A 15,880-nucleotide genomic window follows, 5' to 3' on the forward strand; every position below is an offset into this window, starting at 1 on the left:
AGCATCCCAAAGTCAATGATTCGTCCTGCGAGTTAGGGGAAGGCCATGGCCACGCCCGTCAAGGTCACCGTCACCGGAGCCGCCGGTCAGATCGGCTACGCGCTGCTGTTCCGCATCGCGTCGGGCCAGCTGCTGGGCGCGGACGTGCCGGTCAGGCTGAGTCTGCTGGAGGTCCCGCAGGCGGTGAAGGCGGCCGAGGGCACTGCGATGGAGCTCGACGACTGCGCGTTCCCGCTGCTGTCCGGCATCGAGATCACCGACGACCCGAACGTGGCGTTCGACGGCGCCAACGTCGCCCTGCTGGTCGGCGCCATGCCGCGCAAGGCCGGCATGGAGCGCGGCGACCTGCTCGGCGCCAACGGCGGCATCTTCGGCCCGCAGGGCAAGGCGATCAACGACCACGCCGCCGACGACATCAAGGTCCTCGTGGTCGGCAACCCGGCCAACACCAACGCGCTGATCGCGCAGCAGCACGCCCCCGACGTGCCGGCCGAGCGGTTCACCGCGATGACCCGCCTCGACCACAACCGCGCGCTCTCCCAGCTCGCCGCCAAGCTCCAGGTGCCGGTCACCGAGATCAGGAACATGACGATCTGGGGCAACCACTCGGCCACGCAGTACCCCGACCTGTTCCACGCCGAGGTGGGCGGCAAGGTCGCGGCCGAGCAGGTCGACTCCGAGTGGCTGCGCGAGACCTTCATCCCGACCGTGGCCAAGCGCGGCGCCGCGATCATCGAGGCCCGGGGCGCGTCCAGCGCCGCCTCGGCCGCCAACGCCGCGATCGACCACGTCCACGACTGGGTCAACGGCACCGAGTGGACCTCGGCCGCGGTCGTCTCCGACGGCTCCTACGGCGTGCCCGAGGGCCTCATCTCGTCCTTCCCGGTCCGCGCGACCGGCGGCCGGTTTGAGATCATCCAGGGCCTGGAGATCGACGCGTTCTCGCGCGAGCGCATCGACGCCAGCGTGGCCGAGCTCGCCGACGAGCGCGAGGCGGTCAAGTCCCTCGGCCTCATCTGAGAGCTGTCAGCCGAGGCCCTTTCCGGTCTCGCCCAGGCGCGCGTCCCGTCCGCGGGGCGCGCGCTTCGTTTTGCGCGGACCCGGCTGTGAGCGCACCCGGGGCCCGACGGCTCACGGCCTACGGCTGGGCGGCCGAGGCGGTGGGCGTGGAGGTGTTCGCCTCGCCCGATCCGGGGCAGGGTGACCCCGAGGGGGCAGAGGGAGCTGATGAGGCCGTGGCGAACACGACTCCGGCGGCGGCCGCGACGCTGCCGAGCACCACGGCGGCGCCCAAGAGCAGCTTCGTGACCCATGGTGAAAAGCTCCTCACATTTCGATATCACAGCACATATCGCGCCGCGTCATGCCTCATTCGCCGGAAAGCGCGTCCCAGGCGTCGGAGACGATGTCGCGGATGGACGCCCGCTCGGCCTTCCAGCCCAGCTCGCGCTGGATCTTCTCCGACGACGCCACGAGCACGGCCGGGTCGCCGGCCCGGCGCGGCCCGACGACCGCGGGGATGTCGTGGCCGGTGACCTCGCGGCAGACCGAGATCACCTCCTGCACGGAGAACCCGGTGCCGCTGCCCAGGTTGTAGATCTTGTGCTCTCCTTCGGCGACGGCGTCGAGCGCCAGCAGGTGGGCGCGGGCCAGGTCGCTCACGTGGATGTAGTCGCGCACGCAGGTGCCGTCGGGCGTCGGGTAGTCGGTGCCGAACACGCTCACCGACTCGCGCTCGCCGGTGGCGACCTTGAGCACGTTCGGGATGAGGTGGGTCTCGACCGTGTGCCGCTCGCGGAAGCGGCCGTAGGCGCCGGCCACGTTGAAGTAGCGCAGGCTCACCGCGCCGAGCCCGCGCAGGCCCGCGTAGGCGGTGAGCGCGGTGTCCACGGCCAGCTTGGAGGCCCCGTACGGGTTGGTCGGGCGGGTGGGGTCGCTCTCCAGGATGGGGGAGCCCTCCGGCTCGCCGTACGTGGCGGCCGTCGAGGAGAACACGATGCGCCGCACGCCCCGCTCGTGCATGGCCTCCAGAAGCGCGAGCGTGCCGCCGAGGTTGTGCGACCAGTACAACGCGGGCTTCTCCACCGACTCGCCCACGAGCGACCTGGCCGCGAAGTGCAGCACCGCCTCCACGCCGGTCAGCGCGTCGCCCGCCTCGGTGATCGAGCCCTCGACGAACCGGGCGCCTTCCGGCACCGCGTCCGCGTGGCCCGTCGACAGGTCGTCCAGCACCGTCACCTCGTGCCCGGCCTCGACGAGCTGGGCCGCCACGACGCTTCCGACGTACCCCGCGCCTCCTGTGACCAGAAGCCTCATGATGTCTACTCCTGTGCGAATATGTTTGATTATGTACGGCTTGCCGTTCAGCATACGCCCCAAAGGCGTTGAGTACGCTGCCAACCACCATGTTTGACACCGTCGTCGCGAACATCGCCCTCGTCCTGGTCTTCATTCTCGTGGGCGGCTTCTTCGCGGCCGCGGAGATGGCGATGGTCAGCCTGCGCGAGAGCCAGGTGCGCAAGCTCGCCGACCGGGGCCGCCGGGGCGAGCGGGTGGCCAAGCTGGCCCGCGACCCCAACCGCTTCCTGTCGGCCGTGCAGATCGGCGTGACCGTGGCCACCATGCTCTCGGCCGCGTTCGGCGCCGACCGGCTCGGCATGCAGCTCGTGCCGGTCCTGAAGGGCTGGGGCGTGCCGGCCGCCGTCGCCCCGGTGCTGGCGCTGGTGCTCGTCACGCTGGCCATCTCGTACGTGTCGCTGGTGCTCGGCGAGCTGGCGCCCAAGCGCCTGGCCCTGCAGCGGGCCGAGGGCCTGTCGCTGTTCGTCGCGCCCTTCCTCGACTCGATCGCCACCCTGTCGCGGCCGGTCATCTGGGCCCTGTCGAAGTCCACGGACGGCGTGGTGAAGCTGCTCGGCGGCAACCCGAAGGCGGACCGGGAGGAGGTCACCACCGAGGAGCTGCGCGACATGGTCGTCGGCCACACCGACCTGACCGCCGACGAGCGCCACCTCATCGCCGAGGTGTTCGCCGCGGGCAAGCGCCAGGTGCGCGAGGTGATGCTGCCCCGGACCGAGGTGGAGTTCATGGAGGTCGACACGCCGCTGGCCGAGGCCGCCGTGCTGGCCGCCGGCATGCCCCACTCGCGCTTCCCCGTCTACCGCGAGTCGTACGACGAGGTCATCGGCTTCGTCCACGTCCGCGACCTGCTGGACCCGGTGCTGACCGGCCGGGTGGAGCCGATCAGCGAGCTCGTGCCGATCAGGCCGGTCAAGTACGTGCCGGCCTCCAAGCGCATCCTGACCACGCTGTCGGAGATGCGCGACGAGGGCCACCACCTGGCCATCGTGATCGACGAGTACGGCGGCACCGCCGGCATCGTCACGCTGGAGGACCTGGTCGAGGAGCTCATCGGCGACATCAGGGACGAGTACGACATCGAGGACGACACCGTGGTCCTGCCGGCCGGCGAGATCGAGATCGACGGCCTGACCAACCTCAACGACTTCGCCGCCGAGACCGGCATCAAGCTGCCCGACGGGCCGTACGAGACGCTCGGCGGCTTCGTCATGGCGATGCTCGGCCACGTCCCCGACGTGGGCGAGACCGTGGAGATCCCCGGCTTCGAGCTCACCGTGACCGAGCTGGACGGGCGGCGTATCGCCCGGGTGAGAGTGAAACGCGGTCCGGCCGTCGAGTCGCCGCCCGACCCGGATTCCTGACACAATTGTGTGCCATGGCCAGACCTCGTGTTCTTTCCGGCATCCAGCCCACCGCGGACTCCTTCCACCTGGGCAACTACCTGGGTGCGGTCCGCCAGTGGGTCCCGATGCAGGAGACCCACGACGCCTTCTACTGCGTGGTCGACCTGCACGCCATCACCGTGCCGACCGACCCGGCCGACCTGCGCCGCCGCACCCGCGTGGCCGCCGCGCAGCTCTTCGCCGCCGGGCTCGACCCGGAGCGCTCCACGGTCTTCGTGCAGTCGCACGTGCGGCAGCACAGCGAGCTGGCCTGGATCCTCATCTGCCTGACCGGCATGGGCGAGGCCGGCCGGATGACGCAGTTCAAGGACAAGGCCGCCAAGTTCGGCGAGAGCGCCGCCAGCGTCGGGCTGTTCACCTACCCGATCCTCCAGGCCGCCGACATCCTGCTCTACCAGGCCGACAGCGTCCCGGTGGGCGCCGACCAGAAGCAGCACCTGGAGCTCACCCGCGACCTGGCGCAGCGCTTCAACCACCGCTACGGCGAGCTGTTCACGCTGCCCGCGCCGTACATCCCCAAGGAGGTCGAGAAGATCACCGACCTCCAGGACCCGACGGCCAAGATGTCCAAGTCGTCCTCCAGTCCGGCGGGCATCCTCGACCTGCTCGACCAGCCCGGCCCGCTGCGCAAGAAGGTCATGCGCGCGGTCACCGACACCGGCTCCGAGGTGCTGTTCGACGAGGAGAACAAGCCGGGCGTCTCCAACCTGCTGCGCATCCAGTCGGCGCTGACCGGCACGCCCATCCCCGAGCTGGTCGCCCGCTACGAGGGTCAGGGCTACGGCACGTTCAAGAAGGACGTGGCCGAGGCCGTGGTCGAGACGTTCACGCCGATCCGCGAGCGCACCGAGAAGCTGCTCGCCGACGAGGCGGAGCTCGACCGCCTGCTGGCGATCGGCGGCCGGCGCGCGCGCGAGGTCGCCGAGGAGACGATGGAGCGGGTCCGCGACAAGGTGGGCTTCCTGGCGAGCCGCTGACCCCGGCCACCGAGCACACCGACGGCGCCCGGCTCCTGATCGAGCCGGGCGCCGTCGCGCGTCGGGCGCGCTCCGCCGGGCCGACGACCAGCGCGCGCCCGGCACGCTCTGGCCGGGCCGATCGCCATTGCGCGTCCGACGGCCCCGGCGCGCCGGTGGCCGTGCCCGTGTCCGGCGGGTCGCTCGCGGTGCGGGCGCGTGCCCGTCAGCGGATCCTGCGGCGGCCGAGCGCCACGAGGATCTCGCGCAGGGCGTCCGCGGCCCGCCGCACGGTCTCCTCGGGGACGCCCGCCATCACCTCGCGGTTCGCCTTGCCCGCGAGCGTCAGCGCGGTCTCGGCCACCTTCAGCCCTTCGGGGGTCAGCCGCACCCATCTGCTGCGGGCGTCGCCGGGGTCGGCGGCGCGCTCGACGTAGCCGGCGGCCGTCAGGCGCTGGAGCACGTTGCTGGTGCCGCCGGAGGTGAGGAAGAGCGACTTGGCCAGCTCGCTCGGCTTCATGGCGTGCTCGGGCTCCGCGCGGGCCAGCGCGGCGAGGATGTCGAACTCCGCGTAGGTGAGGCCCAGCCCGGCCAGTTCGGCCTTGACGGCCTCCTGGAAGAGCATGTCGAGGCGGGACGTCCGCTTGCTGAGCTCCAGCCCGGCGATGAGGTCCGACGACATGCCGGAGTCGCGCCAGCGCGGGACGAGCCCGTCCACCTCGTCGTTCGTCATGCACCGAGGATACTTGCCGGCAGATTGCTTTCTAAAAAGCTATTCACTAAGCTTTCCGGCATGCAAACTCTGATCAAGAACGCGATCGTCGTCGACACCGAGCCGGAGCCGGTGGTCGTCGGCCGGGCCGACGTGCGGATCGAGGACGGCCGGATCGCGGAGGTCGGCCCCGGGCTGGCCGTCGCGGACGGGACCGACGTCATCGACGGGTCCGGCCGCATCGTCATGCCCGGCTTCGTCGACACCCACCGCCACACCTGGCAGGCCGCCATCCGGGCGACCATGGGCGACGCCACGTTCGCCGGCTACCTGGAGCGCGTCCTCGGCCGGCTCGCCCCCGCCTTCCGGCCGGAGGACGTCCACGCCGGCAACCTCGCCGGCGCCCTGGAGTGCCTCGACGCGGGCGTCACCACGCTGCTCGACTGGTCGCACATCCAGTTCACGCCCGAGCACACCGACGCCACCGTGGAGGCGCTGCGCGCCTCGGGCATCCGCGCGGTGCTCGGCTACTGCCACGGCGGGCAGCCCTCCGAGCTGGCCGCGGAGACCCGGCGGGTCCACGACGCCCACTTCTCCTCGCCCGGCCTGGTGAGCATGGTCCTCGCCGCGCTCGGGCCGGAGATCGTGCCCGAGGAGCACGCGCTGGCGGAGCTGGAGACGGCCCGCGAGCTGGGCCTGCCCGTCACCGCCCATCTCGGCGGCCACAGCCCGGACAGCGCCGCCCAGGGTCTCGCCTTCCTGGAGTCGCGCGGGTTCCTCACGCCGGGCACGACGTTCATCCACGCCAACCACTACTCCGACGAGCAGCTCAAGGTCATCGCCGGAGCGGGGGGCGGCGTGTCGGTCTCGCCCATCGACGAGATGACGCTGGGCATCGGCTACCCCGTGACCGGGCGGGCGCAGGCCGCGGGCATGCCCGTCTCGCTCAGCGCCGACACCGTGACGTGCGGCCCCGGTGACATGTTCAGCCTCATGCGGACCGCGTACACGCTGGAGCGGGGCCGTCCGGACGGCGCCGGGCTCGGCTTCACCACCCGTGACGTGCTGCGCATGGCGACGATCGACGGCGCCCGGGTGGCCGGGCTCGGCGACGTGACGGGGTCGCTGCGGCCGGGCAAGCAGGCCGACCTCGTGCTGCTCCGCACGGACTGCCTCGGCCTGGCGGCCTCCTACGACCCGATCACCGCGATCGTGCTCAACGCCGACACGAGTGCCGTGGACACCGTGCTGGTCGGCGGGCGCGTGGTCAAGCGCGGAGGGCGGCTCGTGGGACAGGACGTGCCGGCGGCGCTCGACGCGGTGGCCGCCGCCGCCCGCCGGGTCACCGCCGCGCTGTCCTGAGCCGCCGCGCCGGAACGCCGAACCGCCGCGCCGGGACGCCCGAACCGCCGCGCCGGGACGCCCGACCCGCCGCGCCGGGGCTGTCGCCGCGCCTGCCTGAGCCACGCCTTCTGAGCGGCGGAAAACGTCTCTGAGCGGCGGAAATCATCGCCTGATGGGAGACTTGACCGGCCGGCGCAGGGCAGGGGCCACTGGCCGAGGCGAAAGGTGGCGCGAGAACGATGGGCCTGTCCGAGCGGATCGAGGCGGTGAAGGCGCGCGGGCGCCGTCTCAGGGACCACTGGCGGGTCCGCAGGCCGTTCATCGACCATTGGATCAAGACCGTGCAGCGCTACCAGCTGCAGTCGGGCGACCGGCTGGCCGGCGCGGTCACCTACTTCGCGTTCCTGTCGTTCTTCCCGCTCGTGGCGCTCGGCTTCGCCGTCTTCGGCTACGTCCTGACCAACGACGAGGCCGCCATGAAGGCGCTGAGCAAGGCCATCGAGGAGCAGCTTCCCGGCATCGCCCACCAGATCGATCTCCAGGGCATCGCCACGGCCAAGGCGACCGCCGGGATCATCGGTCTGCTGGGCCTGCTCTACGCGGGGCTCGGCGCGGTGGACGCGCTGCGCGGGGCGCTGCGCGAGATGTCGATGACCACGTCGCCGCCGCTGGACTACTTCCGCGGCAAGCTGCGCGACCTCGTCACGCTCGTCCTGCTGGGCGCGGCGCTGCTGGCCTCCGTCCTGGTCACGGGGTTCGCCACCCAGGCCACGACGTGGGTGGTGCGCTTCCTCGGCCTGGACGACACGGCGCTGAACAACGCCGGGCTGTTCCTGGCCGGCCTCGGGGCCAGCCTGGTCGCCGACTGGCTGCTGTTCGTCATCGTGCTCGGCTGGGTGGCCAAGCCCACCCAGCCGTTCCGCGTGATCGCCAAGGGCGCGCTGCTCGGCGCCGTCGGCCTCGGGCTGCTCAAGCAGGCGGCCGGGCTGCTGCTGAGCCACACGCTCAACAACCCGCTGTACGGGGCGTTCGCCGTCATGGTGGGCCTGCTGCTGTGGATCAACTTCTCCACCAGGCTCATCCTGTACGTCGCCGCGTGGACGGCCACGGCCGGGCTCGGCCCGCCGCCCGCGCCGTCGCCGATCCCGTCGAACGGCTCCTCGGCGGGCCTGCCGTCACAGGCGTGAGCGCCTGCGCCACAGGCCGAAGCCGAGCCAGCACAGCCCGAACAGCAGCCCGCCGCCGATCACCAGCAGGCCGGTGCGGCGGCTGGAGTCGCTCTGCGCCGCGGCGGCCGCGCCGAGCAGCGACGTGGCGGGCCGCGCGCCCGCGGAGGCGGCCGGGGCGGGCGCCGCCTGCCGCTCGCGCACCGGCACGGCCGCGGGCAGCGGGTCGACCAGCCGCCCGACGGGCGTCACCTTCCCCCGGTTGGCGAACCCCCAGTCGAGCAGCCCGGCGACCTCCTCCCAGAAGTAGCCCTCGTGCCGCATGATCACCACGATGATCGTGTGGCCGCCGCGGGTGGCCGCGCCGACGAAGCTGCCGAGCGCCTTGGACGTCCAGCCGTTCTTGACGCCGATCATGCCCTTGTAGCGCCACAGCAGCTTGTTGTGGTTGCTGATCTCGTAGTAGTTCTTCGGCGCGGGGAACTTGGCGACCTTCGTGCTCACGTACCGCCGGAACTCGGGGTTGGCCAGGCCGGCGCGGGCGATGAGCGCGAGGTCGTAGGCCGAGCTGCTCTGGCCCGGCTGGTCGAGGCCGCTCGGCGTCCTGGCCACCGTGTCGTTGGCCTGCAGGTGCCTGGCCTCGGCGTTCATGTCGCGCAGCGTCTTCTGCAGCCCGCCGTTGGTCTCGGCCAGCGCCATCGCCGCGTCGTTGCCGGACGACATCAGCAGCGCCTTGAACAGGTCGTCCACCTTGTAGATCGGCTTGGTGGTCAGGCCGACGGCGCTGCCCTCCTGGTTGACGGCCACGCTGCTGGGCCGGACCGTCCTGTTCTTGTCCAGCAGCGGGATGAGCGTCACGGCGGTGAGGATCTTGAGGGTGCTGGCCGGGAGGTACCTGCCGTGCGGGTTCTTCGCCGCGAGCACCTCGCCGGTGTCGGCGTCGGCGATCACGTACGACGTCGCCTTGGTCTTGGGTGGCTCCTTGACGCCGTCGGGCGCCACCATGCCGTGGCGGACCAGCCGTTCGCCCCCCACGGGCTCCGGGACCGCCGGCGAGGTCTGTGTGGTCAGGCCGGGCGTCGCCGGTGAGGCGCCGACGGGTGACGTCGGTGAGGCGTGGGCGGTCCCGGTGAGCGTGACCGCGGCGAGGAGTGCCGTGGCAGGCACCAGTTTCGTCCACATGGCGATCTCAGAGTAGCTTCGTGTTCTTGCACATGTGGCGACACATTCCCCGGGGGGTCCTACCTCGATACTAGAGGGGTGGGTATGTCGCGAAAGATCGCCGGATTCCTCATTCTTCTCGGGATTTTCATGATCTTCGAGTGGGTGAATCTGGGGTTTAACCTGGCCGACGGGCATCCGACCGCGTTCTACGTGGTGCACGGCATTCTGATCGCCGTCAACCTCGTGCTCGGTGCCGTCGTCGGCGTCATCGGCTGGAAGGCGCTCCGCAGAGGGCGAGACGGGTCAGGCGATGAAGCTCGTCGGCCTCCTCACGCGAGTCGCCGATCGAGGTGAAGCCCAGCTTCCCGTGCTCGGGGATCGCGCCCAGCAGGTGGAAGACGTTCCCCTTGCGGGCCGCGTGGTCGAAGCCGAGGCCGAGCCGCTCGGCCAGCCGGGTGACCTCGCCGGGGGAGCGCCCGCGCAGGCAGGACGACGAGCAGTTGTCGGTGGCGGTGTAGTACTTGGGCCGGCCGTCGGCCATGAGCAGCCCGGTGTCCGGGTCGTACGTGGCCCCGGTGGTCAGGACCGCGGCGCCGAACGGGTGGGTCGTGCCGCCGATGCGCAGGTTGATCTCGCACAGCAGCGCGGCGTAGCCGGCGTCGGCCTTGAGCGCGAAGAAGTCCATGCCGAACAGCCCGACCACGCCCCGCTCGGCCAGGATGGCGGCGATCCGGGCGGCCGACGCGCCGACCTCGGCCCGGTACTCCGGGGCGGCGGGGAACGTGCAGCCCTGGTAGACGTCGTTGTTCGGGCCGCCGAGCACCTGGTCGTGCGTCGCCACGACGTCGTGGTGGCCGCCCGGGGTGATCCGGGCCAGCGCGCTCGGGTAGTACAGCGGCCGGTGCTCGATGAACTCCTCGACCACCGCGCCCCGGTCGAGGATCTTCGCCGAGAAGGTGTCCCAGGTCTCGCCGTCGGCCGAGAAGCTGAAGCGGGAGTCTCCCGACTTGCTGACGATGGCGTTGCCGAGGCCGGAGTAGCCGTCGTTCAGCTTGACGATGACGCGCTCGCCCGGCAGCGCGTCGATGGCGTCCTGGATCTCCGCCTGGGTGCGCAGGTCGCCGAAGCCGCGCGCCATGGGCACGCCGGCCTCGTGGCCGACCTCGCGCGCGCCGCTCTTGGAGCCGTAGTAGGCCAGCGAGGTGGCCGGTCCGTAGAGGGGCACGCCGAGTGACGAGGCGAGCTCCTCCTCCAGCTCGCTCAGGACGAACGGGACCATCCAGGCGTCCTCGCCGTCGATGGCCGCGCGGACCTGCTCGATCATCTCGGGCCGGGCGAGCAGGTTCCGGGTGAGCGGCTGGGTGCGGGGGTCGTCGAGGCTGATGAGCGTGAGCCGCTTGGCGGCGTCCTCGGGGTCCGGCAGGAAGCCGAGGTAGTAGTCGACGATCTCCTGGTCGATGGGCATGGAGGAGAGGTAGACCACCTTGACCCCGGGCTCGCGGAGGCTGAGGAGGAGGAAGAGCAGGCGCTCCTCGTAGCACCTCGCGGCCGTGATGCGGCGCAGCTCGTCCTGCGGGAGGGAGAGCGAGGGCACGACCACCAGGGTCCCCTCGCTCGGCTCGAAGATGCTCAACCGTGCATACTTCTCCCCGAACGGGATTTTAGTGATCATATTGCGAGTGAAGCACGCATTTTTCGCGAAAGCAGCCGTCGCCGCAGTGTCATGACCATGACAGAAGGTGACAGGATTCGGAATCGGGCAGCATGTTTGAAACTGGTGTCAACGGGTCACCATCTAATGATCCGTTGTGACTATTTCAAGGTCACTTGCCCCCTCACAAACGGTGACGCCACCGGGTTACGGGCATGCCGTCGGCTAATTTTTGGGGTAGTTGTCCGCGGGGCGGTGCCCGGGAGCGATAAAGTCGAAGCATCGCCATCGGGCTCACGGTCACCCACCGTGCTCCCGGGCTGTCGCGGTTGCCCTCCACACGGAGTCCTCCGGCCGCGCCCGTTGCCGACGACCCCTGGCACAGCCTCGGGGGGCCGGCTTTCGATCCGCCGGGTCGCTGCCCTGACCGGACAGCGGCCTTCGTGAGACCAGACGGGACTGTAACGACATTTGACGATATGAGCCGTGGGCATGGGGCAGTAGACGTCCCACGGCATGGGACGGGACGGTGACTGATGCGGGGACGTGAGCTGCGGGGAGAACTCGACGCGTTCCTGGGCGAGCACGAGCACGACCTGGTGGAGTTCCGGCGCGACCTCCACCGGCACCCCGAGCTGGCCTTCGCCGAGTACCGCACGACGCAGCGCATCGCCGACCGGCTCACCGCCGCCGGCCTCATCCCGTCCGTGCTCCCGCGCGGCACCGGCCTGATCTGCGACGTCGGCAGCGGCGACGGCCCCACCGTCGCGCTCCGCGCCGACATCGACGCCCTCGGCCTGCAGGACGAGAAGGACGTGTCCTACCGCTCGACCGTCCCGGGCTCCTGCCACGCGTGCGGTCACGACGTGCACACCACGATCCTGCTCGGCACCTCGCTCTTCCTCGCCCAGCAGGCCGCCGCGGGGCTGCTGCCCGGCCGCGTGCGGCTGATCTTCCAGCCCGCCGAGGAGCTTCCGGGCGGCGCGCTGGAGGTCATGGCCCACGGCGGCATCACCGGCGTCGACCGCATCTTCGGCCTGCACTGCGACCCCCGCCTCGACGTCGGCCACGTGGGCCTCAAGCCCGGCCCCATCACCTCCGCCTGCGACAAGCTCGTCGTGCGCGTCTCCGGGCCCGGCGGCCACACCGCCCGCCCCCACCTGACCGCCGACCTCGTCTTCGCGCTGGCCAAGGTGCTCACCGAGCTGCCCGCCGCCCTGTCGCGCCGCGTCGACCCGCGCAGCTCGCTCAGCCTCGTCTGGGGCAAGGTCGAGGCCGGGTCGGCCGCCAACGCCATCCCCGACGACGGCGTCGCCGAGGGCACCGTGCGCTGCCTCGACGAGAACGCCTGGCACGCCGCCCCCGACCTCATCAAGGCCCTGCTCGACTCCGTCGCCGGCGCGTACGGCATCGAGGCGCAGATGGAGTACGTCCGCGGCGTCCCGCCGGTCGTCAACGACGAGATGAGCGTCGAGATGCTCGCCGAGGCCGCCCAGCGGGCCCTCGGCCCCGGCTCCGTGGCCCCCACCCAGCAGTCGCTCGGCGGCGAGGACTTCGCCTGGTACCTGGAGTCGGTCCCCGGCGCGTTCGCCCGTCTCGGCACCCGCACCGTGGGCGGCGAGACCTACGACATCCACCAGGGCACCTTCGACGTCGACGAGTCGGCGATCGGCATGGGCGTGCGGCTCATGGCCGCCACCGCGCTGACGGCCCTGTGGGAGTCCCGCCCGGTGACCGTCACCGACCCCATCACCTCGCTGGCCTGACCCCGGGCCCCGGCGCCGCGCGCCGGGGCCGCCCGCCGGACGGCTCACAGGAGGGGCAGGATCGAGGCCGGCAGCGTGAAGGCCGAGCGCGACGGGGCGAGCGTGATCCTGGTCCCCTCGGGGTAGCGGAGCGTGAAGTCGCGGTCCGTGGACAGGATCACCAGCCCCAGCCGGTGCCCCTTCTTGAAGACGTGGTCGGTCGCCTGGAGATCCCACCGGAAGGCGTACTCCCGGCCGGGCTTCAGCGGCTCGGTCACGTCGGGGCGGTGCCGGTTGCGGGTGTCCAGCCAGCCCCGCGAGACGATCATGTACGGGGTGGTCGCGGTGCCGAGCGTCCGCAGGGTCGTGCAGCCCGTGTCGCCGGGCACCCCCTGCCCGTAGCAGAGCGTCTCGCCGGTCGGCACCAGCGTCCCGGTGGGCCGCACGTCCGTGCCGTAGTCCACCAGCAGCGCCGTCAGGTACGGCGACGGGCCGCCCGACAGCGACGCCGTGACCTCCACGGACGGCGTGCCGGAGACCCGCACGTCGGCCGGGAGCGGCGAGGTGAGGTAGGCCAGGCGGTTCGGGTCGGGAGCGGGCGCCGACTCGGCGAGCTGCTCGGCCGTGCGGGACTTCTGGTCCGTGAACGCCTCCCTGCCCCTCCCGGCGGCGGGCGCGAGCCCCAGCCGGCCCCCGGTGCCGAGGTGCAGCCGCACCGGCGTCGTGCCGGGCACGGGCCACGACCGGTAGCGCTGCCAACTGCCCGGCGCGGTCTCCACGTCGGCCTGCGGCTCGCGCATGACCCCGTTGTCCAGGCCGTACAGCCAGTGGTCGAACCAGCCGTGGAGCTGGCGCAGCCATTCGGCGGTGCGCAGGCTGAAGGGGTTCATGTGCGTGCCCTGGTGCAGCCAGATCCGGCGCGGCACGTCCCGCCTGGCCAGGGCCCGCCACCACTGGGCGAACTGCCCCGTCTTGACGTTCCAGTCGTTGAGCCCGTGGACCAGGAAGACGCTGGCCCGCACCTTGTCCACGTCGCGCAGGTAGTTGCGGGCGTCCCAGAAGCGGCTGTAGTCGCCGCTGACCCGGTCCTGCTCGGCCGTGATGCGCTCGACGAGCGGTCCGCACACGCGCTGCCCGTCGGCCCTGGTCAGCACGTACTTCGCGAGCACGTCCGCGTCCTCGCCCTGGAAGCCGCCCGGCGCGACCACGCCGCCGCCCGAGCGGTAGTAGTCGTACCAGGAGGAGATCGCCGCGATCGGCACGATCGTCTCCAGGCCCTCGACGCCGGTGGAGGCCACCGCGTTGGCCAGCGTGCCGTTGTACGAGACGCCGATCATGCCGACCTTGCCGGTGGCCCAGGAGGCGGCGACGGGCTCGCCGTCGGCGGTGAAGCCCCTGGCCCGGCCGTTCAGCCAGTCGATCGCGGCCTTGGGCCCGGCGGTCTCGTTGCGGTCGCCGGTGGTCGGGCAGCCGGTGGCGCGCCCGCTGCCGAGGTTCTCCACCAGCGCGATCGCGTAGCCGCGGGGCAGGAAGTAGTTGTCGTAGTAGCCGTCGAACGGCTCGGCGAGCAGCTTGTCCGCGCCGCGGGCGCGCAGCGTGGGCAGGGGGTTGCCGTCGGCGTCGACGTCCACGACGTGGTTGGCCACGTCGTTGCCGCCCGCGTAGTACGGGCTCGACTCCATGATGACGGGGACCTTGAGCCCCTGGTCGGTCTCCTTGGGGCGCAGGACGTCCACGGCGACGCGGTCCGGCGCGCCGTCGCCGTCGCTGTCGGTGCCCGCCACCTCGACGTACACGGTCTGCTTGATCGCCTCGGCCCGGGAGAAGACCGGCTGCGTGGCGCCGCCCGTCACCAGCGGCTGCGGGGCGTCCACCGCCGCCGGCGCGCCGGCGCCGGCGGCGGTGGCCGGCGGGCCCCACGCGAGCGCGAGCGGGAGCGCGAGCAGCACGGACAGAGGCACGGCGAGGACCTTGCGAGGGCGCATCAGCTCTCCAGACGACCATTCCACCTTTGATCGAATCTCTGCCATGATCGGAGTGAGGGCAAGGGCCCCTCCCTGGTCAAAGTCCGGCAAAGATTGCCGAGACCTCCTTCGGCGTCCCTGTCTTCGCAGATCAGGTCACGGACGCGAGAGATGTCGATAACGGAGCGGTTGCGGACCCGGGTGCCGGTTTGGACCCTCCTGACCGAGCAACTATCTTCCGTTTGAGTTGCCGTACTTTTCTTCGCGCCTGCGATGAAGTCTGACGGCGGGTAATTGGAAGGGAGTCGACTTGCTCGGCAAGCGATTCGGCAGGATGGCGGTCGGCACGGTGGCCGGCGCCATGCTCATGGCGGCGGCGGCCTGCGGCGGCAACAGCGGCGGGGACAGCTCGGCCAGCGCCCAGCCCAGCGCGGGCGCCAGCAGCGACGCGCCCAAGGCGGGCGCGCTCAAGGTGGGTCTCGCGTTCGACGTCGGCGGGCGCGGCGACAAGTCCTTCAACGACGCCGCGTACGCGGGCCTGGAGAAGGCGAAGGCCGAACTCGGCGCGGACATCAAGGACCTGAGCCCGGCCTCCGACGGCTCCAACCGCGGTGAGCTGCTGCGCCAGCTCGCGGACGCCGGCTACAACCCGATCATCGGGGTCGGCTTCGCCTACGGCGAGGACATCAAGAAGACCGCCGAGGAGTACCCCGACATCCAGTTCGCGGTGGTCGACTCCGCCTCCAACGCCCCGAACGTGACGGGTCTGCAGTTCGCCGAGGAGCAGGGCTCCTACCTGGCGGGCGTCGCCGCGGCGCTGAAGGCCAAGAGCGGCCACGTCGGCTTCGTCGGCGGCGTCGAGAACGACCTGATCAAGAAGTTCGAGGCGGGCTTCGTGGCCGGCGTGAAGTCGGTCAAGAAGGACGCCAAGATCGACGTCAAGTACCTCACGCCCGACGGCGACTTCAGCGGCTTCAAGGCCCCCGACAAGGGCAAGGTCGCGGCCGAGAAGATGTACCAGGACGGCGCCGACATCGTCTACCACGCCGCCGGCGACTCCGGCCTCGGCGTGTTCCAGGCGGCCGCCGCGGCCAAGAAGCTGGCCATCGGCGTCGACTCCGACCAGCGCCAGACCATCAAGGAGGCCGACCTCCAGCCGGTCATCATGACCTCGATGCTCAAGCGCGTGGACGTCGGCGTGTTCGAGTTCATCAAGGCGTTCCAGGGTGGCGCCAAGGGCGGCAGCAACACCGTCTACGACCTCAAGGTCGACGGCGTGGGCCTGGCCACCACCGGTGGCGAGATCGACGACATCAAGGACAAGCTCGACGCCGCCAAGAAGGACATCGTCGACGGCAAGATCACCGTTCCGGCCAAGCCGTAACGGGTGACAGGGACAACGACCGAGGGCCCGGAG

At 71.2% G+C, this 15,880-nt stretch carries 13 protein-coding genes; 8 read left to right on the top strand and 5 right to left on the bottom strand.

Features of this window, described 5'->3' with window-relative positions:
• Positions 1 to 45: 45 nt before the first annotated feature.
• Complete coding sequence (locus HT134_RS12120) at positions 46 to 1,020, top strand: malate dehydrogenase (protein ID WP_175600461.1); 975 nt, start codon at positions 46 to 48, stop codon at positions 1,018 to 1,020.
• A 348-nt stretch (positions 1,021 to 1,368) separates the two neighbouring features.
• Here HT134_RS12120 and galE read toward each other — a convergent pair whose 3' ends face one another.
• Positions 1,369 to 2,316, bottom strand: a complete 948-nt coding sequence (gene galE, locus HT134_RS12125) for a UDP-glucose 4-epimerase GalE (RefSeq protein ID WP_175600462.1) — start codon at positions 2,314 to 2,316, stop codon at positions 1,369 to 1,371.
• Positions 2,317 to 2,405: 89 nt separating this feature from the next.
• On the opposite strand from galE, the gene HT134_RS12130 reads away from it, so the two are divergent.
• Both HT134_RS12130 and trpS read left to right on the top strand, forming a co-directional pair.
• On the top strand, positions 2,406 to 3,719 hold the full coding sequence (locus HT134_RS12130) for a hemolysin family protein (RefSeq protein WP_175600463.1): 1,314 nt from the start codon (positions 2,406 to 2,408) through the stop codon (positions 3,717 to 3,719).
• A gap of 14 nt (positions 3,720 to 3,733) precedes the next feature.
• Positions 3,734 to 4,738: a tryptophan--tRNA ligase gene (trpS, locus tag HT134_RS12135; RefSeq protein ID WP_175600464.1), complete on the top strand. Its 1,005-nt coding sequence runs from the start codon at positions 3,734 to 3,736 to the stop codon at positions 4,736 to 4,738.
• Positions 4,739 to 4,943: 205 nt separating this feature from the next.
• On the opposite strand, the gene HT134_RS12140 is transcribed toward trpS, so the two are convergent.
• A complete protein-coding gene (locus tag HT134_RS12140; protein ID WP_175600465.1) occupies positions 4,944 to 5,450 on the bottom strand; it encodes a MarR family winged helix-turn-helix transcriptional regulator in 507 nt (168 codons plus the stop codon).
• Between the two features lie 60 nt (positions 5,451 to 5,510).
• On the opposite strand from HT134_RS12140, the gene HT134_RS12145 reads away from it, so the two are divergent.
• Both HT134_RS12145 and HT134_RS12150 read left to right on the top strand, forming a co-directional pair.
• Positions 5,511 to 6,791: an amidohydrolase family protein gene (locus HT134_RS12145; RefSeq protein WP_175600466.1), complete on the top strand. Its 1,281-nt coding sequence runs from the start codon at positions 5,511 to 5,513 to the stop codon at positions 6,789 to 6,791.
• 221 nt (positions 6,792 to 7,012) lie between these two features.
• Positions 7,013 to 7,960 (top strand): YihY/virulence factor BrkB family protein, encoded by a 948-nt coding sequence (locus HT134_RS12150; protein WP_175600467.1) that lies wholly within the window; start codon positions 7,013 to 7,015, stop codon positions 7,958 to 7,960.
• On the opposite strand, the gene HT134_RS12155 is transcribed toward HT134_RS12150, so the two are convergent.
• Positions 7,949 to 9,121 (bottom strand): D-alanyl-D-alanine carboxypeptidase family protein, encoded by a 1,173-nt coding sequence (locus HT134_RS12155; RefSeq protein WP_175600468.1) that lies wholly within the window; start codon positions 9,119 to 9,121, stop codon positions 7,949 to 7,951. The genes HT134_RS12150 and HT134_RS12155 overlap by 12 nt on opposite strands.
• A gap of 129 nt (positions 9,122 to 9,250) precedes the next feature.
• Here HT134_RS12155 and HT134_RS48055 point away from each other — a divergent pair, with 129 nt between their 5' ends.
• Positions 9,251 to 9,457, top strand: a complete 207-nt coding sequence (locus HT134_RS48055) for an SCO4848 family membrane protein (RefSeq protein ID WP_376768092.1) — start codon at positions 9,251 to 9,253, stop codon at positions 9,455 to 9,457.
• On the opposite strand, the gene HT134_RS12160 is transcribed toward HT134_RS48055, so the two are convergent.
• A complete protein-coding gene (locus HT134_RS12160; protein WP_175600469.1) occupies positions 9,369 to 10,775 on the bottom strand; it encodes a peptide ligase PGM1-related protein in 1,407 nt (468 codons plus the stop codon). The two genes, HT134_RS48055 and HT134_RS12160, sit on opposite strands and share 89 nt — an antisense overlap.
• A gap of 515 nt (positions 10,776 to 11,290) precedes the next feature.
• Here HT134_RS12160 and HT134_RS12165 point away from each other — a divergent pair.
• Positions 11,291 to 12,520, top strand: a complete 1,230-nt coding sequence (locus HT134_RS12165) for a M20 family metallopeptidase (protein ID WP_175587733.1) — start codon at positions 11,291 to 11,293, stop codon at positions 12,518 to 12,520.
• Between the two features lie 44 nt (positions 12,521 to 12,564).
• Here the strand turns inward: HT134_RS12165 and HT134_RS12170 are convergent, their stop codons facing one another.
• Complete coding sequence (locus HT134_RS12170; protein WP_175600470.1) at positions 12,565 to 14,484, bottom strand: Xaa-Pro dipeptidyl-peptidase; 1,920 nt, start codon at positions 14,482 to 14,484, stop codon at positions 12,565 to 12,567.
• Between the two features lie 289 nt (positions 14,485 to 14,773).
• Here HT134_RS12170 and HT134_RS12175 point away from each other — a divergent pair, with 289 nt between their 5' ends.
• Positions 14,774 to 15,847: a BMP family lipoprotein gene (locus HT134_RS12175; protein WP_175600471.1), complete on the top strand. Its 1,074-nt coding sequence runs from the start codon at positions 14,774 to 14,776 to the stop codon at positions 15,845 to 15,847.
• Positions 15,848 to 15,880: the final 33 nt, after the last annotated feature.

This window comes from Nonomuraea rhodomycinica, from assembly GCF_013363995.1.
Taxonomy (GTDB): Bacteria; Actinomycetota; Actinomycetes; order Streptosporangiales; family Streptosporangiaceae; genus Nonomuraea; species Nonomuraea rhodomycinica.

What these genes read in the sequence shown, in the direction of transcription:
- HT134_RS12150 (WP_175600467.1), top strand. Translation starts at nt 7,013, where the DNA reads ATGGGCCTGTCCGAGCGGATCGAGGCGGTGAAGGCGCGCGGGCGCCGT.
- HT134_RS48055 (WP_376768092.1), top strand. Translation starts at nt 9,251, where the DNA reads ATGATCTTCGAGTGGGTGAATCTGGGGTTTAACCTGGCCGACGGGCAT.
- HT134_RS12130 (WP_175600463.1), top strand. Translation starts at nt 2,406, where the DNA reads ATGTTTGACACCGTCGTCGCGAACATCGCCCTCGTCCTGGTCTTCATT.
- HT134_RS12155 (WP_175600468.1), bottom strand. Translation starts at nt 9,121, where the DNA reads ATGTGGACGAAACTGGTGCCTGCCACGGCACTCCTCGCCGCGGTCACG.
- galE (WP_175600462.1), bottom strand. Translation starts at nt 2,316, where the DNA reads ATGAGGCTTCTGGTCACAGGAGGCGCGGGGTACGTCGGAAGCGTCGTG.
- HT134_RS12165 (WP_175587733.1), top strand. Translation starts at nt 11,291, where the DNA reads ATGCGGGGACGTGAGCTGCGGGGAGAACTCGACGCGTTCCTGGGCGAG.
- HT134_RS12170 (WP_175600470.1), bottom strand. Translation starts at nt 14,484, where the DNA reads ATGCGCCCTCGCAAGGTCCTCGCCGTGCCTCTGTCCGTGCTGCTCGCG.
- HT134_RS12145 (WP_175600466.1), top strand. Translation starts at nt 5,511, where the DNA reads ATGCAAACTCTGATCAAGAACGCGATCGTCGTCGACACCGAGCCGGAG.
- HT134_RS12160 (WP_175600469.1), bottom strand. Translation starts at nt 10,775, where the DNA reads ATGATCACTAAAATCCCGTTCGGGGAGAAGTATGCACGGTTGAGCATC.
- HT134_RS12120 (WP_175600461.1), top strand. Translation starts at nt 46, where the DNA reads ATGGCCACGCCCGTCAAGGTCACCGTCACCGGAGCCGCCGGTCAGATC.
- HT134_RS12140 (WP_175600465.1), bottom strand. Translation starts at nt 5,450, where the DNA reads ATGACGAACGACGAGGTGGACGGGCTCGTCCCGCGCTGGCGCGACTCC.
- trpS (WP_175600464.1), top strand. Translation starts at nt 3,734, where the DNA reads ATGGCCAGACCTCGTGTTCTTTCCGGCATCCAGCCCACCGCGGACTCC.